This window comes from Rhodoligotrophos appendicifer, assembly GCF_007474605.1.
Lineage (GTDB): Bacteria > Pseudomonadota > Alphaproteobacteria > Rhizobiales > Im1 > Rhodoligotrophos > Rhodoligotrophos appendicifer.
Map to the genome: position 1 here is coordinate 209,148 of NZ_VHKL01000006.1, position 22,929 is coordinate 232,076.

The window sequence follows — 22,929 nt, forward strand, 5'->3', positions numbered from 1 at the left end:
CGCCCCGGCACGGCGCCCTCAGGCGAACCGTGCCGGCAAACCGCTGAACAGAGCCCTTCATTATGTCCGTGTCAGACACGATCATGCGTTGGCGATACCGGGCCATTCCCGACCATCTGGTCGGCGAGGTCTTGAGCAAGCGCTGGATCGACAATGCCATTCCACTCCTGATCCTGATGGCCGTGATCGCCGTCTTCGGGTCTGCGATCCCGGATTTTTTCGGGGCTGCCAGCATCACCAACCTCATGCGGCAATGGGGTGAATTCTGCCTCCTGGTGCTCGCCCTCATGGTCGTCATGGTTGCCGGCGGCATCGATCTCAGCGTGGGATCAACCTTCGCCCTGGGCAATATCGTGGCCCTCGCCCTCCTGAACGTCGCGGAATGGCCCGTGCCCGCCACAGTAGCGGCCACCCTCGCGTGCGGAGCGGCCGTCGGTCTGGTGAACGGCGTGCTGGTTGGGTTCCTCCGCCTTCGCGCCTTCCTCACCACCCTGGTCACGCTGATCATCGTCCGCGCCATCGTCGACATGCTGCTGTTGAAATATTCCGTTCCCATCGCGGCGGCCTTCGTGGACTCCGATCTCTGGTACTTCTTCGGCGAGGGATCGGTGCTCGGTGTGCCGTTCAGCGTCGTGGTCGCGGTGGTCATCGCAATCGCGCTTCACCTCGTGCTCAGCCGGACGCGGATCGGCTGGCACATCCTCGCAACCGGCGGCTCCCGCCGGTCCGCACACAATGTCGGGGTCTCCGTCCGCCGTGTCATCTGCGCCACCTATGTCGTCTCCGGGACGCTGAGTGCTTTGGCGGGGCTCATCTTCGCGTCCCGCCTGGGCGGTGCTGGTGCGGACACCGGCATCGGCCTGGAAATCGCCGCCCTGACCGCCGCGGTCCTTGGGGGCAACAGCCTGGGCGGTGGCCGTGGCTCGGCGGCCAAAGCCGTGATCGGCTCCATCACCGTCATGGTCCTGGTCAACAGCCTGGTTCGGCTTGGCGTGACCAGCGGCGCCAATTCGCTGCTTTTGGGGCTCGCGCTGCTGGGGGCGGTCGCCATCGATGTTCGCTGGCTGAAGAACTATCGGAAAGTTCTGTCTAAGGTCTACGTCTCGCCGACCTATGCGGCATTGCCGCCCGCCCCGGCGACCGCAGCCCCCTCCCCCTATGCACTCAATGACCGCCTGCGCGACGTCGAGTCCCTGGCCCTGGGAGCCATTGACGGACCTGAAGACGTGATCCTCGATGATGCGGACAATCTCTACGCCGGCAACCGGACGGGCGATATCATGCGCTTCCTGGCGCCGGATTACGCTCGCAGCGAAGTCTTTGTCCATATCGGCGGCAGGCCCCTCGGCATGGCCTTTGCGCGCGATGGTGCGCTGCTCTGCTGTGTCGGCGGCATGGGCCTCTATCGCATTGACCCGGACCGCTCGATCCACCGCCTGACGGACGAAACGAACCGGTCGTGGTTTTCGGTCATCGACGATTCCCGCCTGAGGCTTGCCGACGATCTCGACATCGCCCCCGACGGACGCGTCTTTTTCAGCGAGGCGACGATCCGCTACGACATGCATGACTGGCCCGTGGACTGCCTGGAATCGCGCGGCAATGGGCGGATCATCTGCTATGATCCGAACTCCGGAACCACCCGCACCGTGCTGAAGAACCTGGTCTTCCCCAACGGCATCTGCATGGCCGGCGATGGCCAGTCCTTCATCTTCGCCGAATCCTGGGCCTGCCGCATCAGCCGCTACTGGTTCGACGGGCCGAAGGCCGGCCGGGTCGAGCCGGTGATCGCCGATCTGCCAGGCTATCCCGACAACATCAATCGCGCCTCCGACGGCACCTACTGGCTCGCCCTTGTCGGCATGCGCACTCCCTCCCTCGATTTGGCGATGAAGCTGCCCGGCTTCCGCAAGCGCATGGCCCGGCGGACGGCCCCGGACGAGTGGCTGTACCCCAACATCAACACCGGCTGCATTGTCCGCTTCGACGAGACGGGTCGGGTGCTGGAGACCCTGTGGGATCTGGGTGGCGAGAACCATCCCATGATCACCTCCATGCGCGAGCACAAGGGCCATCTCTATATCGGCGGCATCTTCAACAACCGCATCGGCAGGTTGAAGATCGAAGGCGCCGATGAGGCCTGGACGGGTCAGCGCTCCTATTGGGGCCGGCCATGACGGGCGCACTGGTCCGCGTGCTGGACAATCTCCTTGGCCGTGGGGATGCCGCAGTCACCGTGCCGCCGCTCGATGGACCCCTGCGTCCCAACCGGCGCTTGGACGAAGCGGCGCGTCTGCCCTTGGCCGATGTCGACGACCTCGCCTTCCTCTCCGGTCAGCTCGTCGCGTCCACGGCCAAGGCGCTGTACAGCCTTGAAGGAAGCCATTGGCAGCTCAGAAGCGAGTATTCCGACTTGGTAACCGCGATGGCGACCATCGACGGAGAGGGAGTGTGCCTGGCGCTGGCAAACGGGGAGATCGCCATCGAGGGTGGTCGCTACCATGGGCGCCGATATCGGGTGGCGGAGAATGTCCGCTGCATGACGGCCCTCATCGCTACCGGTTCGCATCTCTTCGTCGCCAACGGCTCCTCCACCCACGATGCGGCAGATTGGCAGCGAGATCTGATGCGGAAGACCGCGGCAGGCAGTCTCTGGCGGATCGACCTCGACGACGGAGCCGTTTCCCAGCTGGCCGGCAACCTCGCCTGGCCCGCAGGCCTGGCGGTGGAGGGCGATGGCCTCGTCTACGCCGAAGCATGGCGTCATCGGCTGATGCGCCTGAGCCCTGGCGGCACCGCGAGGCCTGCAATCGTCTATGCTGATCTCCCTGGTTATCCGGGCCGGATCTCCTCTGCGCAGGGCCACCACTGGCTGTCGGTCTTCGCCCCGCGCAGCCAGCTCGTGGAATTCGTTCTGCGTGAGCCCGCCTATCGTGAGCGGATGATCGCGGAGGTGCCCCCTGACTTCTGGATTGCGCCCAAGCTCCGGTCGGGGCGCAGCTATTACGAGCCACTTCAGGGGGGCGGGGTGAAGCATCTGGGCATTCTGAAACCCTGGGCCCCCACCATGTCCGCGGGCCTTTGCGTGAAGCTCGGCAGCACCTTCCAACCGATCATGAGCCTCCAGAGCCGCGCCGACGGTGCGACCCATGGCGTGACCTCGGCACTCGAACACGAGGGCCGCCTCTATGTCGCGGCCCGTGGCGACGGCGTCGTGGCGCTGGTGGACCTGAATGCGCTGGGAGGCGAGGAATGACCCCCATTCTGGAGCTCAGAAAGGCCACCAAGGAATATCGCGGCGTTCCCGCTGTCCAGGATGTGAGCTTCAGCCTTCTCCAGGGCGAGGTGCATGCCCTGCTCGGCGAGAATGGCGCCGGGAAGTCGACGCTCACCAAGATGCTCGCCGGCGGGGTCGAGCCCACATCGGGCGAGATTTTGATCGACGGCCAACGGGTCGTGCTGAGGACGCCGTCCGAAGCCCTGGCGCGCGGCATTGCCATGGTCTATCAGGAGACCAGCCTTGTGCCCTCTCTTACTGTCGCCCAGAACCTCTATCTGGCGGACAGGAAGTGGTTTCACCGGCTCCGCGGCATCTATATCGCCGGCCAGCAGTTCCTCCAGTCGCTGAACTTTCCCGTCGACCCCACCGCCATGGTCTCCAGCCTGGGGGCCGGCCAGAAGCAGATGGTGGAGATCGCCCGCGCCGTTCATCACAATGCCCGAGTCATCATCTTCGACGAGCCGACCGCCAGCCTGACGCCGGAAGAAAAGCACCAGTTCTTCTCGCTCGTTCAGCGGCTGCGGGGACGCGGCGTCTCGATCATCTTCATATCGCACGCGCTGGAGGAGGCCCTCCTGATCTCTGACCGGATCACGGTTCTCAGGGACGGCCGGCATGTGGTGACCGATGCAACCTCCACCTTCGATCGTGAGAAGATCGTGCGCGCCATGGTTGGCCGCTCTCTCAGCCAGGAGCTTTACGGGGAGCGCAAGGACCGCGAGATCCGTCCCGGCACGGAGAAGGTGCTCAGCGTGCAGAACCTCTCCATGGGCAATATCGTGCGCAACACCTCCTTTTCAGTCTTCGCAGGCCAGATCACCGGGGTGTTCGGTCTCATCGGCTCCGGACGCACCGAAGCGGCGAAAATCGTCTCCGGCATCTTGAAGCGCGACCTCTTTCACGGAGGCGAGGTGCGGCTGAATGGACGCTCCGTCCGCTACCGCGTGCCGCGCCCCGCCGTCCGCGACGGGCTTGTCTACGTCACGGAGGATCGCAAGCTCGAAGGCTTCTTCGAGACCATGTCCATCTCCGAGAACATCTATCTCGGCGCGGTCGCCGCAGGCCGGACCCGCTCCTCGACCATGAGCATGAGCGAGATGAAGGAGGTCGCAGCCGTCTGGATCAAGGCCCTGAATGTCAAGGCCATCAACAGCGACGCACGCGTCATCGAACTGTCCGGAGGCAACCAGCAGAAGGTGGTCGTCGCCAAATCCCTGGTCCAGAAGCCGAAGCTCGTGATCTTCGATGAGCCGACCCGCGGCGTCGACGTGGGCGCCATCGCCGATATCCATCATCTGATCAACGGGCTCGCCGATGAGGGCATCGCCGTCGTCGTGATCTCCTCCTACCTGCCGGAGGTCCTTCATTTGTCCGATCGCGTGCTCGTGTGCAGGCAGGGCCGGATCGTGGAGGAGTTCGCCGGCGACAAGGCGGACGAGGAAACCATCATGTATGCGGCGGTGCACTGATGGCACGCGCGCTGAAGACCACCCGGCCGGTTCGCGACGTCCGCACCATCGCCGACATTGTCGAAATCGAGCGCTCCCCCTATGACGACCTCGTCACGGCGCATAATCTCTATGATCTGTGTCTCGCGACGGCCGAGCATGGGGGCGAGAGAAAGGCGCTCACGGTTCTTCGGAGCCCAGACCCAATCGACATCGGTGCCTCCCTCACCCATCGCCAGCTGCTGGCCGAGGTGACCCGTGCAGCCAACCTGTTCCACACGCTCGGCCTCGCCCCCGGCCGCGGGGTCGCAGCCTTCCTCATGCCGACTTTGCCCTGCCTTCCCTCCCTGCTTCTGGGAGCCCAGGTCGCCGGTATCGCGAGTTCGATCAACTACCTGCTGAGCCGGGAGGCGGTGTTCGATCTCTTGAACGCCCAGCAGGCGAGCATCCTTGTAATCCCCTCGGCGGACAGTGACGCGGCCTGCTGGTCGATTGCCGAAGGCGCTCTGGATCATGTCCCGAGCCTGCGCCATGTGGTGGTCGCCGGCGGTGGAGCGGGAGCCGTTCCCGGCTTTGTGGGTCTCGAAGAGGCGATCGCTGCCGTGCGGGCCGACCGGTTGGATTTCGCCCCCTCTTCCAATCGCGAGGAGATCTGCGCGCTCTTCCATACCGGAGGCACAACGGGCCGGCCGAAGCTTGTCCGCCTCACCCATGGAAACCAGATCCATGCGGCCTTCGGCTTTGCCCAAGTCTTCGGCTATGACGAGCGCGACTGCGTCGTCAGCGGCTTTCCCTTCTTCCATGTCGGCGGCACCATGACGGTCGGCTTGTCGGTCCTTGCGGCCGGCGGCCATGTCGTCGTGCCCTCGCCCTATGGCCTGCGCACCCCTGCCGCAATCGGATCCTATTGGCGCATCGTCGAGCATTTCAGGGCGACTGTCGTAAGCGGCGTCCCGACCTCGATTGCAGCCATGGCGAATGCCTGGACCGAGGGCACGGACGCCTCCAGCGTGCGCATGGCGGTCACCGGTGGCGCCGTCCTCCCCAAAGCGGTGGGGGCGCGGTTCGAAGCAACGACGGGGCTGAAGCTGTTCGAGACCTATGGCATGACCGAAACCGCCGCCGCCATCGCCTTCAATCCGGGACGTGGGACTCCTCGCGCCGGCAGCGTCGGCTTCCGCGCTCCCTTCTCGGAAATCCGCATCCTTCGCCAAGGCGCGCCCTATCCGACCCCGTGCCAGACGGAGGAAAGCGGCAGCGTCCAGGTCCGAGGTCCGCAGGTCTTCCCGGGCTATCTCGATCCCCGGCACGATGTGGGCATGCTGGAGCCGGATGGCTGGCTCACCACCGGCGACGTCGGCTATCTGACGGCCGATGAGCGGCTGGTGCTGACCGGGCGCGAGAAGGACCTGATCGTCCGCAGCGGCCATAACATCGATCCGGCCGCCATCGAGGATGTGGCCAACCAGTTCGAGGGCATCGCCCTCAGCGCCGCCGTCGGCATGCCAGACCAATATGCAGGCGAGGTGCCGGCACTCTTCATCGTCCCGTCTCCCGGCGCCCGGGTGGATCTCGACGCCCTGCGTGCGCATCTCCATCGGCACCTTCACGAACCGCCGGCCCGGCCGCGCAGCATCCTCGTCATCGATGCGCTGCCCGTGACGGCGGTGGGCAAGATCTTCAAGCCCGCGCTGCGAGATAGGGCCATTGCCGAGAAGGTGCGACTGGAAGCTCTCCAAACCTGTGGCGACACCGCCGAGGTCGCAGTCAAGATCGGCCTCGACGCCAAGAAGCAAACCCTCGTCGACGTGACGGTGACGGGAGCCACACCAGAAGGGGTCCAAGCCTTGTCGAACGTGCTGCGGCCTTTGCCGCAAACCTATACCGTGTCTTCGGCCGGTGCGCCCTCGGCCTCCCCGGTCATCCTGGAGGTGGATGGCGCAGTCGCCCTTCTGACCCTCAATCGCCCCGAGGCCATGAACGCTCTTTCCCGCGAAGTCATGACCGACCTGGAATCGAAGGTGAGGTCGCTGCAGGATCGGAAGGACATCCGCGTGGTCATCGTCACCGGGAACGGCCGTGCCTTCTGTGCCGGCGGCGACCTCCTTGAATTCGGGGAGGCGCTGGAGACCGACAAGGCGCGTCTGCTTCACGATCTCGCCTACAATCAGAGCGTCCTCCAGCTGATCGAGGACCTGCCCATGCCGGTCATCGGGGCCGCCAATGGTGTGGCTGTGGCGGGCGGCCTCGAGCTGCTGCTCTGTTGCGATATCATCCTGGCGGCGGCAGGCGTGAAGATGGGCGACGGGCATGCGCAGTACGGCGTGGTGCCGGCCGGCGGCGCAACCGTCCGGCTGGGCGAGCGGATCTCGCCGGGTCGCGCCGCGCACCTCTTCTACACAGCCTCCCTGATGTCGGTAGAGCGCCTCGCTGACTGGGGGCTGGTGAACGAAATCGTTCCTCGGGAGCAATTGCTGTCCCGCGCGAGGGAACTTGCGGACGAGATCGGTCGGAGAAGCCCGGAGACCATCCGTCACATGAAGTCGCTCACCGGCTGGCGCTCGACCAGCCCTGAGCGAAAGGCGCGGATGCAGGCCGAGTTGGCGGCTTTCGCCAGCCATCTCGACGGTCGGGATCTCCAGCGTGGGCTTGCGGCCTTCAAGCAGAAGCAGTCGCCCCGATACGACGACCCTCAATGATCATGATCGCTGGCTTGGGCGCCCTAGCGGATCACCGGCAGTTCGCGTGGCGCCCGAAGCGTCAGGAGTTCGGCCCCTGACGAGGTGATGACGACATTCTCCTCATGGACGATCATCTTGCCTTTGGCATATTCGATCCCCGGCTCGATGGTGAGAACCATCCCCTCCAGGATCTTCGTACCGTCTCCAGGCCGATGCGAAGGCGGCTCGGTGAGCTGCAGTCCGAGGCCATGACCGAAGCGTCCCACATTGTTGCCGACGGAGCCGGCGGCATCGATGATCTTGGCCATGGCGTGATAGACGTCGTCGGTGGTCGCTCCGGGAACGGCTGCGGCGATGCCGGCCTCCGTGGCCAGCCATACCGCCTCATGGGCGCGGTGGACCTCGTCGGCCACCGTTCCGACCGCGTAGTTCCTGTCGAAGTCGCAGAAATAGCCGTCATAGGTCGAGCCGCTGTCGATGAACAGGATATCCCCCTCGGTCAGCGCCCGGTCATGCGGTCCACAGACGATCTGGCTGATGCCGCCGGGCCCGGCGATACCCGGCATGAAGGGCGTCGAATCCGCACCGCGTTGGGCGACGTCGATGCGCAGGCGCCGCACCGCTTCGCGTTCCGTGTCGCCGATCGAGATCAGGCTGGGAAGTCCGTTATAGGCCTCGCTGGCAATATGGCAGATGTGGTGGATATGCGCGATCTCGGCCGCGGTCTTCACCATGCGGATGTCCCACAGGGCGGGGGAACCATCCACGAACTCGAACTGCTTGATCATGTCCCGCAGTTTGAGGAAATCCATGACCGGCATCCGAAGCGTCATCTCGCGGCCCAGCTCCGCACCGATCCGGCCGAAACGCACCGGGAGGGAGGCGAGCGCGGCGGCGATCAGTGACAGCCCGTCATCCTCGGGCACGGGCGCCGGCCAGCTGCGAATATCTTTGATCCAGGTCATTTCCATCTCCGGCACCCCGATGTCGGGGATGATGGCGATGGGGGCACCCTGCTGTGGAACCAGCACGAACCAGGGTCGGGTGGGGCTCTCCCAGAACTGCGAATCGAACCCCGTGAAGTAGCGGACATTCGGCGGCATGGTGACCAACAGGCCGTCCAGCTGATGCTTATGCATGATCGTCTGGGCGCGATGGGTTCGCTGGGCAAATTCTTCAGGGGTAAAGCCGCGTTTGGGTGCTGTTCCGGGCCGCATCTTCGATCCTCCGGTGAAACTCATCGGGTTGTGTTGGAAAGCTCGACATCTTCTGGCGTCATGCCGACCAAGTCTCGATATTTCTCTGGATCGGTCGCCCCTTCCGTGTTGATCACCAGGATACGGGATGTGGCGCCGAGCCCAAGGCTCTTCATGGCGCTCGCCTCGCTCATGATGTTGAGAAGGCCGGCCAGTCCGGCGCCGCCGCTTTCTCCTGAGATGATGGCCGGGTCGCCGGACTCTGGCCGCGCCAGCCGGTTCATCACGCCGATCGCATCGGATTCCGCGACCGTCATGAACCCATCGGCCAGCCGACGCAGGATCCGCCACGCGATCAACGACGGCTCGTAGCATTCCAGCATGGCCATCACCGTGGGCTCACCGTGTGGAATCTTCACCGGCTTCCCGGCCTTGGCCGTCTCATAGAGGCAGGCCGCGCGCGCCGGCTCGACGACGATCACCCGGGGCCTGCGCTCGCCGAGGGCCATCCCGAGATAGCCTGCCAGGGCCGCTGCAAAGCCACCGACCCCCGCCTGCAGGAACACATGGGTTGGAGGCTGCGGGATCTGGCCGAGAATTTCTCGCGCCATAGCCGTGTAGCCCTGCATCACAAGACCGGGGATCCGCTCATAGCCGGGCCAGGACGTGTCCGACACGACGGTCCACCCCTCCCGATCGGCGACCCGCGCGGCCTCCGCCACGGAATCGTCATACGTCCCCTCCACGCGGATGATTCTCGCACCATAGCGTGCGATTTCAGCCGCGCGCCCCTCGCTGACCCCGCCATGGAGGAAGATCACCGCCGCGGCGCCCGTAAGCTGCGCGCCCTGCGCGACCGAGCGCCCATGATTGCCATCGGTCGCGCAGGCGAATATCATGTCCTCGGCGACGCCCCGAACTTCGGGCTTCTGCAGGTCCTCGATGTCCAAGCTGCGCTGCAGGATGCTCGCAGCCTTCTCCAGGACCAGCCTTGTCACCGCATAGGAGCCGCCCAGCGCCTTGAAGCTGCCGAGGCCCAGCCTGTACCCCTCGTCCTTCATATGGATGGAAGCCACGCCGACGCTCCGCGCAAGCCCCTCAAGCGAATGCAGGGGCGTCTCTCGGTGATGGGGCCGGTGGGACAGGTATCGCGCGACCTCCGCGGCGGCGGTCAGGCTGAGCGTCGCGGCGTCCATGGCCTCCAGAGGCTGGCCGTGATCGGGATCGTCGTTCAGGATGAGCATTGTCTATCGCCTCCTGCACGATGTTTTATTCTACAACCCGCAATAAAGGCGCTCGAACTTCCGGCGTTTGGCGCAAGTTTGTTTCGCAGGGACCGTTATGCAGGATCGTTACGCCCCCCTTACTCTCGATCGGCTTGACCTCGCGATCCTCGACATTCTCCAGCAGGACAACACGACTCCCCAGCGGGTCATTGGAAGCAGGGTGAACCTGTCGGCGCCCGCGGTGCAGCGCCGGATCAAGCGAATGACGCAAGCCGGAGTGATCCGTGCCAATGTGGCCGTCCTCGATCCAGCCCGCGTCGGACATCCGATCACCATCTTCGTGGAAGTTGAAATCATCAGCGAGACGGCGGCCAACATTGATGCGGCCAAGCGTGACCTCGCGTCCGCCCCCGAAGTGCAGCAATGCTATTACGTGACCGGCGAGATCGACTTCGTTCTCGTGGTCGTCGTGCCCTCGATGGCTGATTATGAGGCGCTGACGAAGCGGCTGTTCTTCGGCAACACCAATGTGAAGCGCTTCCGCAGCTTTGTCGCCATGGACAGGGTGAAAGTCGGCTTGGCCGTCCCCACCCGATAGATCGATTGTCCCCGTCTGCGGTCTGAGCGCCTCCGGCTCAAGTCGGCGCGTGACTCCCTGCGCTTCGAACTCTACCGTCTTGCGCAAGTGGAAGGACGGGAGGCGGAAGGACATGGATTTTCACGGGCGCGTGGTCGTCGTGACCGGCGGCACTTCGGGCATCGGCGAAGCCTGTGTTCGCGAGTTTCACAAGCTTGGTGCACAGGTCGTCCTGATCGGGCGCGACCCGGCCAAGGCGGATGAGATCATTGCCTCGCTTGGCGGGGGAGAGCGTCTCACGGCGATTCTCGGCGATGTTGGTGAGAGTGAATTTTGCGCGGGAGCGGTCAGCCGCGTCGTCGAGCGCTTCGGGCACGTGGACGTCCTCGTCAACAGTGCCGCGATCATGAGGCGAGGCGATGTCTTCGATCTCACTGACGAAGACTGGTCCGAAAGTTTTCGCGTCAATGTCAGCGGCACCTTCTTCATGTGCCGGGAAGCCATTGCCGTCATGAAGCGAAACGGGGGCGGCGCGATCGTGAACGTGGCCTCCGACTGGGGCTTGGTCGGGGGGAAGGGGCACGTCGCCTATTGCGCGACGAAGGGCGCCGTCATCAACATGACCCGCGCACTTGCACTTGATCATGCCCGCGACGGGATCCGCATCAACGCGATTTGTCCTGGCGAAGTCCGGACGCCGATGCTGGCCTCGGGGCTCGAACGGCGCGGTTTCACTCCCGAGACCGGCTTCGAGGAAATGGGCAAGACGATCCCCATTGGCCGGATCTCGGAGCCCGAGGAGCAGGCCCGTTCGATCCGCTTTCTGGCCTCTGACGATGCGAGCTACATGACCGGAGCCATTCTCTCCGTCGACGGGGGCAGCACCACGCATTGATCGAGGTCTTGGCCGCCGCCCGCTGAACCAGCAGCGGACGATCTCCGCCTGGTCGATCCATGAACGGGCCCGTCACCGGCAGACCAGCGTGGAAGAGTGAAGCCAGACTCCTCTTGACGTCATCAATATATGTCGATAATTCTCGACATATGGAATCGAATGAAGCCATTCTGGCGTTTTCAGCCCTTGCCCAGCCGACCCGTCTCGACGTCTTCCGGCTGCTCATGGAAAACGAACCGCAAGGGCTGCCGGCCGGCGACATTGCGCGGCAATTGGCGGTGCCCCACAATACCATGTCGACGCATCTGGCGGTGCTGTCGCGCGCCGGCCTGATCGAGGCTGAGCGCCGGAGCCGGTCGATCGTCTATCGGGCGCAGCTCGACGCTGTCAGAGAGCTTGCCAGTTACCTCGTGAAGGATTGCTGCGGCGGTCGACCGGAGATCTGCGCACCGCTGATTGCCGATCTCACGCCCTGTTGCACAGTTTCAACCCCTATCACCGTGGAGGCCGCTCGTGGCTGATCGCATCTACAATGTTCTGTTTCTATGCACTGGCAACTCGGCCCGCTCGATCCTGGCCGAGAGTATTCTCAACAAGGACGGCGATGGCCGCTTTCGTGCCTTCTCCGCAGGCAGCCAGCCCAAGGGCGCGGTGCACCCGATGGCGCTGAAAGTGCTCGAGAGCTTCGACTACCCGACCGAAGGCCTGCGGTCGAAACCCTGGGATGAATTTGCTCTCCCCGGCGCACCAGCCTTGGATTTCGTGTTCACCGTCTGCGACAACGCCGCCGGCGAGGTCTGCCCGATATGGCCCGGCCAGCCCATGACGGCGCATTGGGGTATCGAGGATCCGGCCGCCGTCGAGGGCAGTGAGATCGCAAAGAAAGCAGCCTTCGCTGCGGCATTCCGATACCTCAAGAACCGCATCTCCATCTTCGTGGCCTTGCCCATCAACAGCCTCGATCGCATGGCGCTGGGGACCAAGCTGCGCGAGATCGGTCAGGCTGAAGGCGCAACCTCACCGCGGCACACCGCGGCGTGAGGTCCAGCATGGACGTGGTCATCTATCACAATCCGACGGCGAGCCTCTGATCGACGAGCACGGCCGCCGGGTTCCGGCCACCTGAGGGAAGAGTCATGTCGACGTTTGAACGCTATCTGACCCTCTGGGTCGCCCTCTGCATCGTCGCGGGGATCGCCCTCGGGCATATGATGCCCGGCGCCTTCCAGCTGGTCGGGGCGGCCGAGATCGCCAAGGTCAACCTGCCGGTCGCGGTCCTGATCTGGCTGATGGTCATCCCGATGCTGCTCAAGATCGACTTCGCCGCCCTTGGCGAGGTTGGCCGCCATTGGCGCGGCATTGGCGTCACCCTCTTCGTCAACTGGGCAATCAAGCCATTCTCCATGGCGCTCCTCGGCTGGCTCTTCATCGGCTGGCTGTTCCGGCCCTATCTGCCGGCGGATCAGATCGACAGCTATATTGCCGGCCTTATCATCCTGGCCGCAGCGCCTTGTACGGCCATGGTCTTCGTCTGGTCGAATCTGACCAAGGGCGAGCCGCACTTCACCTTGAGCCAGGTTGCGCTCAATGACGCCATCATGGTGGTGGCCTTCGCGCCCATCGTCGGATTGCTGCTCGGTCTCTCGGCCATCACCGTGCCGTGGGGCACGCTGGTTCTGTCGGTGGTGCTCTACATTGTCATCCCGGTGATCATTGCGCAGCTGCTCCGGCGCAGGCTGCTGACCACGGGAGGACACGCGGCCCTGGACAGGCTGCTGACCCGGCTCTCCCCCGTATCGCTCATCGCGCTGCTCGCGACACTGGTGCTACTGTTCGGCTTCCAAGGTGAACAGATCATCGCTCAACCGATGATCATCGCCCTTCTCGCCGTCCCGATCCTCATCCAGGTCTATTTCAATTCAGGCCTCGCCTATCTCCTCAATCGCATGGCCGGCGAGCAGCATTGCGTCGCGGGACCTTCGGCTCTCATCGGGGCATCGAACTTCTTCGAGCTGGCCGTCGCCGCCGCCATCAGCCTCTTCGGTTTTCATTCCGGCGCAGCCCTCGCCACCGTGGTGGGTGTCCTCATCGAAGTGCCGGTCATGCTCAGCGTCGTCTGGATCGTGAACCGGTCCAAGGGCTGGTACGAGCGGGGCGAGAAGGTGGCAACACCCGTCGAGGTCCATCGCTGATGCGCGATGACCTGCCGAATAGTGATGCCCACTGTCTCCAGGTGCCGAGCATCGGCAGGCTGCGCCCGAACATCTCGAGCCATCCTCCTCGCATCCTGCTGCTCTATGGTTCGCTGCGGGAGCGCTCCTACAGCCGCTTTCTGACGCTTGAGGCCGCACGACTGCTGCGGCACTTCGGAGCCGAGACCCGAATTTTCGATCCCCGCGGTCTGCCGCTGCCGGACGGTGCCGAAATCGATCATCCCCGGGTGAAGGAGCTGCGTGATCTGTCGCTCTGGTCGGAGGGTCAAGTCTGGACCAGCCCCGAGCGCCATGGCGCGATGAGCGCGGTGATGAAGGCGCAGATCGACTGGATCCCCCTTGCCCTTGGAGCCATTCGGCCGACCCAGGGCAGGACCCTGGCTGTCATGCAGGTTTCGGGAGGCTCCCAGAGCTTCAATGCGGTCAACCAGCTCAGGGTGCTCGGCCGCTGGATGCGGATGATCACCATCCCCAACCAGTCTTCCGTCGCGAAGGCCTACCAGGAGTTTGACGAGGCGGGCCGCATGAAACCGTCCGCCTATTATGACCGGGTGGTTGACGTGATGGAGGAGCTGATCAAGTTCACTCTGCTGACCCGCGACGCCTCCTCCTATCTCACGGACCGCTACAGCGAACGCAAGGAGGCGGCCGAGAAGCTGTCCGCACGAGTGAAGCTCGCAACGATCTGACATCCCTCCTCTTCTGCGGATGGTCAAACCCGAATGACCTGCACCCGCCATTGACGGCGCATCATCGATCCTCCCCCACCTTCAAAGACCAGGCGCCCCTGCGAAGCTGCTCATGGCTCCACGGTTGAACCTGCGAGATCGACCCTCTATATTCGCCGGGCGGACCGGGCCCCTCTGACGCCCACCTTCGATTCTCGAAGCGCGTGATGTCGGCCGCATCGGATGATCCGATGCTTGCGAGGCCCGGCTGACGCCACTCCCAATCTCGGATCCTCCTGTCGCTTAGGTGATTGAGAGGAATGAGGGCGATGGAATTTCTACTCTCCGACTGGTTGGGAACGCCGGTGTGGTTCTGGCTGTCCTTTCTCGGATTGGTCGTTGCACTGACGGCATTCGATCTCGGGATTCTGCACAAGGAAGACCGGGAAATGGGCATCAGCGAGAGCCTGAAGCTCTCGGCCTTTTACATTTCAGTGGCGCTGCTGTTTGGCGCATGGGTCTGGCACACTCGAGGCCCTGAGCCCGGCATGCAGTATTTCACAGGCTTCTTCATCGAAAAGGCGTTATCGATCGACAACGTCTTCGTGATCAGCCTCATCTTCTCCTATTTCGCGATCCCTGCAAAATATCAGTACCGGGCGCTGCTCTGGGGGATCGTCGCCGTCATCGTCCTGCGGGGGCTGATGATCGCAGGCGGTGCCGCCCTCGTGAATGAAGCCTACTGGGTCCTCTACTTCTTCGCTGCCTTCCTGGTTTTCACCGGCATCAAGATGTTTTTTGCAGGCGACGAACCGATGGACGTTGCCAACAACCCCGCGGTTCGGTTCATCTCCACCCACATGCGGGTCACGCGGGAACTGCATGGGCACCGCTTCTTCGTGCGCACTCCGGATCCGAAAACGGGCAAGATGGTCCGCGCGGCGACGCCTCTCTTCCTGGCGCTGGTGGTGATTAACCTCGCCGACCTCGTCTTCGCGGTGGACTCTGTGCCTGCCATTTTCGCGATCACGACTGACACGTTTATCGTCTACACCTCCAACATCATGGCCATCCTGGGCCTCCGGGCTCTCTATTTCGCTCTGGCAGCATTGGTGCATCGGTTCCATTATCTCAAATATGCCTTGGCGGCGGTGTTGGTGTTCATCGGGGCAAAGATCTTCGTCGCGGACTTCCTCCTCGGTGGCGACAAGTTCCCGCCAGCGATAAGCCTCGGTGTCACCTTCGCCCTGATCGCGGCTGGCATCGGCTATTCGCTGTGGAAGACACGCGGCCAGCCGGAGCCGGATTGGCCCACGGGCATGGGGCCCGATGATCCGGCACGGAGCGACCAGCCATGAGAACCCTTCGTTACGTGACCTTTGCGGTCGCAGTCCTGATTGCTGCCGGAGAAGTCGCGCGATGGTGGGGCAGTCCCCGATTTTTTCCCATGGCGCTCGACGAGGTGCTGTGGCGGCTGCTTTGGTCGCTGCCGCCGCCGTGTCACCGCGTGCGGGTGCAGCGCCGCTGGTCGCTTCATGGGGGCTCTTCTGCGGCTTTCTGCTGGCCTTGCTGGTGCCGACACTCGACCACCTCATGAGCGGGCCTCCCAAGGAGAGTGCAGGCTTCTACGCGGCTGTCCTTGCGGCCATGTTAGCCCTCGGGCTCTGGGCGCTAAGCCGGTCGCTCGCGCTCATCCAGAAGCGCCCGCCCGACCCCTGATGCGGCGAGCATGCGCTTGGCAAAGCATCCTCGTTCGTGAGCCGATCCGAGGCGTCTGTCTAGGGACCCTCACTGGCATGGCCGACCGCGGCATGGCCGCGGCGCTTCAGGAATGACCGGGTCACCCATGCCAGTCCGTACTCATATCCGGCAGCACCCAAATTGGCGCCGGCGAGAAAGATCATCGCATCGTTCGCTGTAACCGTATCGCTGACGATGGCCACGCCGAACGCAGCGCCGTAGAAGAACGCTTCTTTGACGATCTCCATGAGGATGTAGCCCGCACTGGCGGCAAGCCTCCGCACTCGTCCGCTTGCGGACGCATATTTGTTGAGGTCATAGGCTGCCTTGGAGAGAGCGCTGGTGCTGGTCCCCGTTGTCTCGAGCAGTTGCCAGTTCGCTTTGAGGTTGACCCTCAAGCCGGCCCCCCAGACGAGATAAGTGCTGGCCAGGAACAGGACGACGAGGATGTGATCGAGACCGTGCAACAGTTCTGAACCAACGAGCAGGACACCGACCACCGTTGCGGCGGCATCCAATGCGTAGGTCGAGGCCGCGGTCGCGGCCAGCGTGATCGCCCACCTCTGAGTGAGGGTGCTGCCGTTGCCCCACTGGCGGATCGGCTTGGGCGTCGGCGCCGGCCGCAGATCAACCGTGGACGTCCTGCAGAAAACGATCAGACGGCATGTCCGCGCGAACGCCCTGAAGGGTGACATCCTTGACCCCCTGTGCTCAAAAAGCTTTCGGGAGGCAAAGCTCTCACCCTTTGCGGGCTCCGTAAGTGGCTTTCCCCACAAGTTCGACGGCTTGCGCAGAGAATTTAGTGATGGAGTGCGCCTTGTTGCTGGCCGGGAAGACCGCCACATGCGCACTGACGCGGCCACTCCTCATTCCGGAAAAGCGTGGCCCGCGTCACACCCTCAGTTGGTCGGGTGAACCACCGGGGGCCGGTTCCTTTTTTGCTTCGTTGCAGGGTGCGAAGACCCATATGCCGCTATTATCGCCAGGTCGTAACTGTTTGCGGGTCGAGACAGCCCGTCGCTTTGCCATCATAATTGACGCGGCCGATTATTTTCGCGCCGTCAAGCGCACGATGCTGGACGCTCGGCACTGCATCTATCTGATCGGCTGGGACTTCGACACGCGGATCAAATTCGAGCCCGCGGGCGCCAGCTTGGAGGGCCCGAACACCCTGGGGTCTTTCCTCAAATGGATCGGCAAGACGCGGCCCCATCTCTCCGTCCGGATTCTGAAATGGGACCTGGGCGCTTTGAAATCGCTTGGCCGCGGTACGATGCCCTTTCACCTTTTGAACTTCATGACCTCGCCAAATGTGAATTTCAAATTGGATGGGGCCCATCCTCCGGGAGCAGCCCATCATCAGAAGCTGGTCGTCATCGATGATTCCGTAGCCTTTTGTGGCGGCATCGACATCACCGGCCTCCGCTGGGACACCCGCAAGCACCTCGATGACGATCCCTGCCGGATCAAGCCGGATGGCCATTCCTATGGACCCTGGCACGACGCGACGACGGCAATTGAAGGCCCCGCCGCAAGAGCGCTGGGTGAGCTTGCCCGTGAGCGTTGGCATCGTGCCACGGGTGACAAGCTCCTGCCCCCGGAGCCGTGGGATGGATTGTGGCCTTCGGATCTGAAACCGTCCCTCACCCATGTCGATGTCGCCATCGCTCGCACCTTGGGAGCCGATGGAGAACAGCAGGAGGTCCGGGAAATTGAGACATTGTACTTGGATGCGATTGCCAGTGCAAAAACAGCGATCTATTGCGAGAGTCAGTACTTTGCCTCTCGACGAGTATCGGAAGCAATAATCAAGCGTCTCAGTGAAGAACAAGGACCGGAGATTGTTGTCATAAACCCGCTTTCTGCAGACGGCTTCCTCGAATCAGCCGTCATGGATACCGCACGAGCTCGATTACTATCTCTTGTGCAAAGATCGGATCCATACAGACGATTCCGGATTTACACGCCCGTCTCCGAACGAGGCAGTCCGATCTATGTCCACGCGAAGATCATGATCATCGATGACTGGCTCTTACGTGTCGGATCCTCGAACTTGAACAATCGATCCATGGGACTGGATTCCGAATGCGACCTCGCCATTGAGGCGGTCGAAGGCGCTCCGAACGAAAGCGAGGTCAGGGCGATGATCCGCGACTTGAGGGACGATCTCCTGAGCGAGCATCTGGGGATTGCGCTGAACCAATTACAGACCCGCTCGGATCGATCGCTCATCGCCGTCATCGAGGAGCTCAGAGGCGAGGGAAAGACCCTCGTGCCCTATGTTCCCGATGAACCAAATGCAGTGGAGGAGGCGCTTTCCGAAAGCGATCTTCTGGACCCTGAACGCCCCCCGAGTTTGTGGCGAAGTCTCATCCGGGGCGTCCTCCCTTCGCGCCATCTGCGTTAGCGGCTGCGGCTGCAGAACAGCCGATGAGCGCTCCACGAAACCACGGCCGCCGCAGGGCCTTGGACGAACCCCGTGGCGGCATAGGCACCGCCCTCTGCTCCGTCGAAGAATGCTGACATCAGAGCTCCATCACCCGAGAGATCCTTATTTCGGAACTGAAGGGTCGCTGTGCAGTTCCTGATGCCTGAGCGCTTGGTGAGGCGAAATGATATCGGATGTGCATCTCACCTTCCTGGCCAGGACAACGATACAACCTCTGAACGCTGTACGACGCCAGCGATTTGAACCCACCGCGGAGTGACTGCGGCGGAGCGCGAAGGAGCCCCCATGACCGCCGAAACTCGAGACCTTTACTGCAGCTCCAGCGGCGATCGCTGGGTCCTGGTGAGAGACGGCGACCTACGGGTGTTCGTCCGGCACGAGGCCAACGAGCCCTCCGGCGGGAAAGTGACCGATATGGACATCGGTCAGTTCCTCACCACGGGAGGCACTGGTCCCGAGACCCGGGAACTGCTGAGGCTCATTGGGAGCCTGGTTGAGCGGAATGAGGAAACAACGCCGGAATTCATTGCGACGACCGATCTGAATGCGAGCAATGACGGATGACAGCGGCATCCGTCGCGTCTCAGGCTCTCTCGAAAACAACACTGTGAACAAGAAGTGTGGAACGGAAATTGCTCTCCTCTGGTTTCTGGATCGGAGGAGATGATCATGGTTAATTATTCGTTCTTCCATCGACGGATATCGGAGCTGGAACGGGAGCGGGCTCGATACGTGATGATCATTCGCGGCCAGATCTTGGACGGCATCGATAAGAGCAGAGAACAGATCGAATTGGCCAGAACCGATCGTCGCATCGGCATGTTGAAGTCTTCGGCTGTTATCCGCTCGCAAGACACCGAGCTTCGAGCATCTTAACCCACTGATGTCCAACAGGAAGCACGGACCAGGATGGCTCTGGCCGATGCTGGCCGCACGCCTCCCCGGAGCCAAAACCGCCGACTGAAATGGCCTCGGCACGCCGCATCGTCGCAAGTGCCACGGCCGCCGTCGACGACAACCTCCGCACCTCTTTCCCACGTTCGCCATGGATGGTTGTTCCCCGAAGCCGGTCTCTTCGAGGCTCAGCGACGTCGGCGTCTTGCTCCGGGACTGTTATTGCCATAGGCGTGGATTTGCTTCAGTTTAGGTCAGATTGATGGGGGTCTGAGACATGCTCCGCGGTGAAGCGTATTTCTGCGTGGCAGATCCTCGGACGCCTGGCTTTTCGACCCGCGATGCCGTGAAGGGCGGTGGCATCGTCAAAGCAACAGCGCAACGCCTCTCGATCTTTCTTGCCTGCCGTCCCGCGTGTGGCGGGCGACACAGACTCACTGTGAGCCGCCGGCGCCTGATCACCTCCCCCACCACATCACAGGATGAATGAGCGATGCGTGTTCTGCTGACCCACAATCGCGATCTGCTCAAGCATTTCTACAGCTTCAAAGCCGTGGATGCCCTGAAGGAGATCGTCGATCTGCGCATGAACGAGAGTGATGAGCCACTTCGCGGCGACGCGCTGGTCGCCGCTGCCCAAGGGTGCCAGGTCGTGATTTCCGACCGCCTCGCCACCGGGCCGCGCGAGGTGATGGAGAAACTGACGGATGTGAAGACCTTCATCCGCTGCGCGGTCGACATCCGCAATATCGATGTCGACGCAGCCTCCGACGCCAACATCCTCGTATGTCGCTGTAGTTCCGGCTATGCCGATGCAGTGGGTGAGCATGCCATAGCACTGATCTTGGATCTGGCCCGCGGGATCACGACCGACGCCTCCCGCTACCATGCCGGCCAGGATGCCCATCCCATGGTGTTCCGCCGCCAGCTGGCAGGCGCCCATGTGGGCATCATCGGCTATGGCTCCATCGGCAAACGCATCGCCGAACTGGCGCTGGCATTCTCGATGAAGGTCTCGGTCTATGATCCCTATGCCACCATTCGCCATGGCGCCGTCGACGTGGTGGGGTTCCACGAGGTCCTGTCGCAACCGGATTTCGTCGTCTGCGCCGCCTATGCGACCCCTGAGACGCTCCGGATGATGAACGCCGATGCTTTCTCCCGGATGCGCAAGGACGCGTATTTCGTCAATATTTCTCGCGGCATTCTGGTCGATGAGGCCGCCCTGGAAGCGGCCCTGACATCGGGCATCATCGCAGGCGCCGGCCTCGACGTCGGCGATGGCATCGACGAGCAGCCGTCATTGCGATTGGCCCGCCTGCCCAACGTCATCGCGACGCCCCACACAGCAGCGCTGATGATCGAGCCCTCGGAGTTTCAGGCGATGGAGACGGTTGAGCAGGTCAAGGCGATCCTGGCGGGCCGGCTCCCGATGCACGCCGTCAATCCGCACCGTGTCGTTGGCTGGGGCGCGGCGTGAGCGCGCTGCTGCCGGCCCACCCGCCGAAGTTCCGCCCACCACCAGCGGCATGCGACTGTCACATGCATGCCTATGGCGATCCGACGGTCTATCCTCCGCATCCCGCCTCGCCATTTCCGCCCGTCGCAGGCGGCGATGTGGAGACCTACAAGCGCGTTCGGGACATCCTGGGCCTCACGCGGGCTGTCGTCGTGCAGCCATCGGTTTATGGTTTCGACAATCGCGCTACCCTCGATGCCATGGCCGCCCTGGGGGACGTCGCGCGTGGCGTAGCTGTCGTGCCGCCCGATGTGACCGACACCGAACTGGAGCGGCTCACGGGGCTCGGCATATGCGGCATCCGCTTCTTTATGATTGGTGGGGGTTCGCTCGGTTGGGACGATCTCGACCTGTTGGCAGCCAAGACCGCAGCCTTCGGCTGGCATGTGCAGATGCAGCTCGATGGTCGGCACCTTGACGATCACGCCGACCGCCTCGCCCGCCTGCCCGGCCGGCTGGTCATCGACCATAATGGCAAGTTCCTCGAGCCCGTGGACATTGGGCATCCCGGCGTCCTCGCCTTGCGCAAGCTTATCGACGGCGGCAAGACATGGGTGAAGACCTCCGGCGTCTACGAGACCTCCCGCACGGGTGCACCCGACTATGCCGACGTTGCGGTGCTTGCCCGCGCAATGATCGCCCATGCGCCGGAGCGGTGCCTCTTCGCCACCAATTGGCCCCACCCGTCGAAGCCCGGAAACCCGCCCGACGACGCAAACCTGGTGGACCTGTTTGCTCAGTGGTGCGGCGACGCGGCGATAGCGACCCGGATCATGGTCGACAACGCGGCGGAAGTTTATGGCTTCGGCCGTCCTAACCCCGCCGATCGGCATCCATGATGGCTTTGGCGAACGCGTCCGGAGCTTCCTGCGGCAAGTTATGCCCGATGCCACCGGTAACGGTCCGATGCTCATACTGGCCGGAGAACTTCTTGGCATAGGCGGCGGGTTGCGGATGAGGGGCGCCATTGGCGTCGCCTTCCAGCGTGATGGTCGGCACGCCGATCAGCGGAAACGCGGCGAGGCGCCGTTCTAGCGCATCATAGCGCGGCTCACCCTCGGCCAGGCCGAGACGCCACCGGTAATTGTGGATGACGATCTCGACATGGTCGGGATGATCGAGGGCAGCGGCGCTGCGTTCAAAAGTGGCGTCATCGAAGGACCATTTCGGGGAGGCCAGCGCCCAGATCAGCCTGGCGAAGTCGCGCCGATTCTCCTGATAACCCTTTCGGCCGCGTTCCGTCGCGAAGTAGTATTGATACCACCAGGCGAGCTCCGCCTTGGGCGGCAGCGGCGTCTCGTTGGCGGCTTGGCTGCCGATGAGATAGCCGCTCACCGAGACCAGCGCCCTGCAGCGCTCCGGCCAGAGCGCCGCGAGGATGTCGGCGGTGCGGGCTCCCCAGTCGCAGCCGCCGATCGTCGCCCTCTCGATCTTCAGTGCGTCCATCAGGGCCAGGATATCGAGGGCGAACACTGATTGTTGGCCGTTCCTGGCTGTTTCGGCAGAAAGGAATTGCGTCGTGCCATAGCCCCGCAGGAACGGCACGATCACGCGGTATCCCGCCTCCGCCAGTATGGGCGCAACACCGACATAAGTGTGGATGTCGTAGGGCCAGCCATGAAGGAGAATGACCACGGGCCCGTCATCGGGACCCGCCTCGGCATAGCCCGTCGTGAGCACCCCGGCCTCGATCTGCTTCAACGGCCCGAAGGAGGTGCGCACCGCCCCAGTGTCGGTAGGGCGTCGAGGCTTCGGTTCCGCGATGGCCCCCTGTGCCATGGCCGAACGGATCGGGCCGAGCGGAACGGCGGCGACGGTCATGGCGGCGGCACCAAGGAACAGGCGGCGGCTTGGATCGGGATGTTGGCTCATGGAAGATCCTTTGACGATCACGGTACCTGCTCTGCCGATGGCACGTTGGCCAGGCCAGAGCTCCCCTTTTTGGTACCTCTGCGATACAGTGAAGCCTCCGATCTGTATTGTTTGGACCGGTCGGCTTTTTCGAGTTCTACCGATCACATCGCTGAATTTCTGAAAGAGCCGCTCCTCAGTTTCGATCCAACATCGCCGCAAGCCGCGTTGACAAAACGCCTCCAGCCAGGTTACCTAGCGCTTGGAAGGCTGGAAGAAGAATACGAAGCCT

At 63.2% G+C, this 22,929-nt stretch carries 22 protein-coding genes; 17 read left to right on the top strand and 5 right to left on the bottom strand.

Features of this window, described 5'->3' with window-relative positions; translation table 11 throughout:
• Window positions 1-62 precede the first annotated feature (62 nt).
• From FKM97_RS15060 to FKM97_RS15075, 4 genes are read left to right on the top strand one after another with little or no spacing between them, the layout of a single operon-like run.
• Window positions 63-2,177, top strand: coding sequence for an ABC transporter permease (locus FKM97_RS15060; RefSeq protein ID WP_144293249.1), 2,115 nt, complete (start codon window positions 63-65; stop codon window positions 2,175-2,177).
• Window positions 2,174-3,256 carry an SMP-30/gluconolactonase/LRE family protein gene (locus FKM97_RS15065; RefSeq protein ID WP_144293250.1) on the top strand — a complete coding sequence of 361 codons (1,083 nt, stop codon included), beginning with the start codon at window positions 2,174-2,176 and terminating at the stop codon, window positions 3,254-3,256. The genes FKM97_RS15060 and FKM97_RS15065 overlap by 4 nt, the downstream gene beginning before the upstream one ends.
• Window positions 3,253-4,749: a sugar ABC transporter ATP-binding protein gene (locus FKM97_RS15070; RefSeq protein WP_144293251.1), complete on the top strand. Its 1,497-nt coding sequence runs from the start codon at window positions 3,253-3,255 to the stop codon at window positions 4,747-4,749. Before FKM97_RS15065 ends, FKM97_RS15070 begins: the two co-directional genes overlap by 4 nt.
• Entirely contained in the window at window positions 4,749-7,427 is a 2,679-nt protein-coding gene (locus tag FKM97_RS15075) for an AMP-binding protein (protein ID WP_144293252.1), read from the top strand. The genes FKM97_RS15070 and FKM97_RS15075 overlap by 1 nt, the downstream gene beginning before the upstream one ends.
• Window positions 7,428-7,450: 23 nt before the next feature.
• On the opposite strand, the gene FKM97_RS15080 is transcribed toward FKM97_RS15075, so the two are convergent.
• Window positions 7,451-8,626: a M24 family metallopeptidase gene (locus FKM97_RS15080; RefSeq protein WP_144293253.1), complete on the bottom strand. Its 1,176-nt coding sequence runs from the start codon at window positions 8,624-8,626 to the stop codon at window positions 7,451-7,453.
• Window positions 8,627-8,646: 20 nt separating this feature from the next.
• Window positions 8,647-9,849: a diaminopropionate ammonia-lyase gene (locus FKM97_RS15085; protein ID WP_144293254.1), complete on the bottom strand. Its 1,203-nt coding sequence runs from the start codon at window positions 9,847-9,849 to the stop codon at window positions 8,647-8,649.
• A gap of 97 nt (window positions 9,850-9,946) precedes the next feature.
• Here FKM97_RS15085 and FKM97_RS15090 point away from each other — a divergent pair, with 97 nt between their 5' ends.
• The 8 genes from FKM97_RS15090 (at window position 9,947) to FKM97_RS15125 (ending at window position 15,903) form a co-directional block, all read left to right on the top strand.
• Window positions 9,947-10,429, top strand: a complete 483-nt coding sequence (locus tag FKM97_RS15090) for an Lrp/AsnC family transcriptional regulator (protein WP_144293255.1) — start codon at window positions 9,947-9,949, stop codon at window positions 10,427-10,429.
• Window positions 10,430-10,541: 112 nt separating this feature from the next.
• A complete protein-coding gene (locus FKM97_RS15095) occupies window positions 10,542-11,303 on the top strand; it encodes an SDR family NAD(P)-dependent oxidoreductase (protein ID WP_144293256.1) in 762 nt (253 codons plus the stop codon).
• Window positions 11,304-11,452: 149 nt separating this feature from the next.
• Complete coding sequence (locus tag FKM97_RS15100; RefSeq protein ID WP_144293257.1) at window positions 11,453-11,824, top strand: ArsR/SmtB family transcription factor; 372 nt, start codon at window positions 11,453-11,455, stop codon at window positions 11,822-11,824.
• On the top strand, window positions 11,817-12,344 hold the full coding sequence (locus tag FKM97_RS15105; protein ID WP_144293258.1) for an arsenate reductase ArsC: 528 nt from the start codon (window positions 11,817-11,819) through the stop codon (window positions 12,342-12,344). Before FKM97_RS15100 ends, FKM97_RS15105 begins: the two co-directional genes overlap by 8 nt.
• Before the next feature lie 95 nt (window positions 12,345-12,439).
• Window positions 12,440-13,495 (top strand): ACR3 family arsenite efflux transporter, encoded by a 1,056-nt coding sequence (gene arsB, locus FKM97_RS15110; RefSeq protein WP_144293259.1) that lies wholly within the window; start codon window positions 12,440-12,442, stop codon window positions 13,493-13,495.
• Entirely contained in the window at window positions 13,495-14,205 is a 711-nt protein-coding gene (gene arsH / locus FKM97_RS15115; protein WP_144293260.1) for an arsenical resistance protein ArsH, read from the top strand. Before arsB ends, arsH begins: the two co-directional genes overlap by 1 nt.
• Before the next feature lie 308 nt (window positions 14,206-14,513).
• Window positions 14,514-15,542 (top strand): TerC family protein, encoded by a 1,029-nt coding sequence (locus FKM97_RS15120; RefSeq protein ID WP_144293261.1) that lies wholly within the window; start codon window positions 14,514-14,516, stop codon window positions 15,540-15,542.
• A gap of 109 nt (window positions 15,543-15,651) precedes the next feature.
• Complete coding sequence (locus tag FKM97_RS15125; protein ID WP_144293262.1) at window positions 15,652-15,903, top strand: hypothetical protein; 252 nt, start codon at window positions 15,652-15,654, stop codon at window positions 15,901-15,903.
• Window positions 15,904-15,962: 59 nt separating this feature from the next.
• On the opposite strand, the gene FKM97_RS15130 is transcribed toward FKM97_RS15125, so the two are convergent.
• Window positions 15,963-16,619 carry a hypothetical protein gene (locus tag FKM97_RS15130; protein WP_144293263.1) on the bottom strand — a complete coding sequence of 219 codons (657 nt, stop codon included), beginning with the start codon at window positions 16,617-16,619 and terminating at the stop codon, window positions 15,963-15,965.
• 272 nt (window positions 16,620-16,891) lie between these two features.
• Here FKM97_RS15130 and FKM97_RS15135 point away from each other — a divergent pair, with 272 nt between their 5' ends.
• Window positions 16,892-18,331 (top strand): phospholipase D-like domain-containing protein, encoded by a 1,440-nt coding sequence (locus FKM97_RS15135; RefSeq protein WP_144293264.1) that lies wholly within the window; start codon window positions 16,892-16,894, stop codon window positions 18,329-18,331.
• On the opposite strand, the gene FKM97_RS26950 is transcribed toward FKM97_RS15135, so the two are convergent.
• Complete coding sequence (locus tag FKM97_RS26950; RefSeq protein WP_281290106.1) at window positions 18,328-18,450, bottom strand: hypothetical protein; 123 nt, start codon at window positions 18,448-18,450, stop codon at window positions 18,328-18,330. The two genes, FKM97_RS15135 and FKM97_RS26950, sit on opposite strands and share 4 nt — an antisense overlap.
• Window positions 18,451-18,658: 208 nt before the next feature.
• Between FKM97_RS26950 and FKM97_RS15140 the strand changes: the two genes are divergently transcribed.
• From FKM97_RS15140 to FKM97_RS15155, 4 genes are all read left to right on the top strand, one after another.
• Window positions 18,659-18,937, top strand: a complete 279-nt coding sequence (locus tag FKM97_RS15140) for a hypothetical protein (protein WP_205015047.1) — start codon at window positions 18,659-18,661, stop codon at window positions 18,935-18,937.
• Between the two features lie 105 nt (window positions 18,938-19,042).
• Window positions 19,043-19,249, top strand: a complete 207-nt coding sequence (locus FKM97_RS15145) for a hypothetical protein (protein ID WP_144293265.1) — start codon at window positions 19,043-19,045, stop codon at window positions 19,247-19,249.
• Window positions 19,250-19,760: 511 nt separating this feature from the next.
• A complete protein-coding gene (locus tag FKM97_RS15150) occupies window positions 19,761-20,747 on the top strand; it encodes an NAD(P)-dependent oxidoreductase (protein ID WP_144293266.1) in 987 nt (328 codons plus the stop codon).
• Window positions 20,744-21,625 (top strand): amidohydrolase family protein, encoded by an 882-nt coding sequence (locus FKM97_RS15155; protein ID WP_144293267.1) that lies wholly within the window; start codon window positions 20,744-20,746, stop codon window positions 21,623-21,625. The genes FKM97_RS15150 and FKM97_RS15155 overlap by 4 nt, the downstream gene beginning before the upstream one ends.
• Here FKM97_RS15155 and FKM97_RS15160 read toward each other — a convergent pair.
• Window positions 21,600-22,658, bottom strand: coding sequence for an alpha/beta fold hydrolase (locus FKM97_RS15160; protein WP_144293268.1), 1,059 nt, complete (start codon window positions 22,656-22,658; stop codon window positions 21,600-21,602). The two genes, FKM97_RS15155 and FKM97_RS15160, sit on opposite strands and share 26 nt — an antisense overlap.
• Window positions 22,659-22,929: the final 271 nt, after the last annotated feature.

Coding starts and splice junctions, on each gene's coding strand:
- FKM97_RS15060 (WP_144293249.1), top strand. CDS start 63: ATGTCCGTGTCAGACACGATCATGCGTTGGCGATACCGGGCCATTCCC.
- arsH (WP_144293260.1), top strand. CDS start 13,495: ATGCGCGATGACCTGCCGAATAGTGATGCCCACTGTCTCCAGGTGCCG.
- arsB (WP_144293259.1), top strand. CDS start 12,440: ATGTCGACGTTTGAACGCTATCTGACCCTCTGGGTCGCCCTCTGCATC.
- FKM97_RS15130 (WP_144293263.1), bottom strand. CDS start 16,619: ATGTCACCCTTCAGGGCGTTCGCGCGGACATGCCGTCTGATCGTTTTC.
- FKM97_RS15080 (WP_144293253.1), bottom strand. CDS start 8,626: ATGCGGCCCGGAACAGCACCCAAACGCGGCTTTACCCCTGAAGAATTT.
- FKM97_RS15100 (WP_144293257.1), top strand. CDS start 11,453: ATGGAATCGAATGAAGCCATTCTGGCGTTTTCAGCCCTTGCCCAGCCG.
- FKM97_RS15140 (WP_205015047.1), top strand. CDS start 18,659: ATGACCGCCGAAACTCGAGACCTTTACTGCAGCTCCAGCGGCGATCGC.
- FKM97_RS15075 (WP_144293252.1), top strand. CDS start 4,749: ATGGCACGCGCGCTGAAGACCACCCGGCCGGTTCGCGACGTCCGCACC.
- FKM97_RS15070 (WP_144293251.1), top strand. CDS start 3,253: ATGACCCCCATTCTGGAGCTCAGAAAGGCCACCAAGGAATATCGCGGC.
- FKM97_RS15090 (WP_144293255.1), top strand. CDS start 9,947: ATGCAGGATCGTTACGCCCCCCTTACTCTCGATCGGCTTGACCTCGCG.
- FKM97_RS15135 (WP_144293264.1), top strand. CDS start 16,892: ATGCCGCTATTATCGCCAGGTCGTAACTGTTTGCGGGTCGAGACAGCC.
- FKM97_RS15085 (WP_144293254.1), bottom strand. CDS start 9,849: ATGCTCATCCTGAACGACGATCCCGATCACGGCCAGCCTCTGGAGGCC.
- FKM97_RS15065 (WP_144293250.1), top strand. CDS start 2,174: ATGACGGGCGCACTGGTCCGCGTGCTGGACAATCTCCTTGGCCGTGGG.
- FKM97_RS15095 (WP_144293256.1), top strand. CDS start 10,542: ATGGATTTTCACGGGCGCGTGGTCGTCGTGACCGGCGGCACTTCGGGC.
- FKM97_RS15150 (WP_144293266.1), top strand. CDS start 19,761: ATGCGTGTTCTGCTGACCCACAATCGCGATCTGCTCAAGCATTTCTAC.
- FKM97_RS15160 (WP_144293268.1), bottom strand. CDS start 22,658: ATGAGCCAACATCCCGATCCAAGCCGCCGCCTGTTCCTTGGTGCCGCC.
- FKM97_RS26950 (WP_281290106.1), bottom strand. CDS start 18,450: ATGTCAGCATTCTTCGACGGAGCAGAGGGCGGTGCCTATGCCGCCACG.
- FKM97_RS15145 (WP_144293265.1), top strand. CDS start 19,043: ATGGTTAATTATTCGTTCTTCCATCGACGGATATCGGAGCTGGAACGG.
- FKM97_RS15120 (WP_144293261.1), top strand. CDS start 14,514: ATGGAATTTCTACTCTCCGACTGGTTGGGAACGCCGGTGTGGTTCTGG.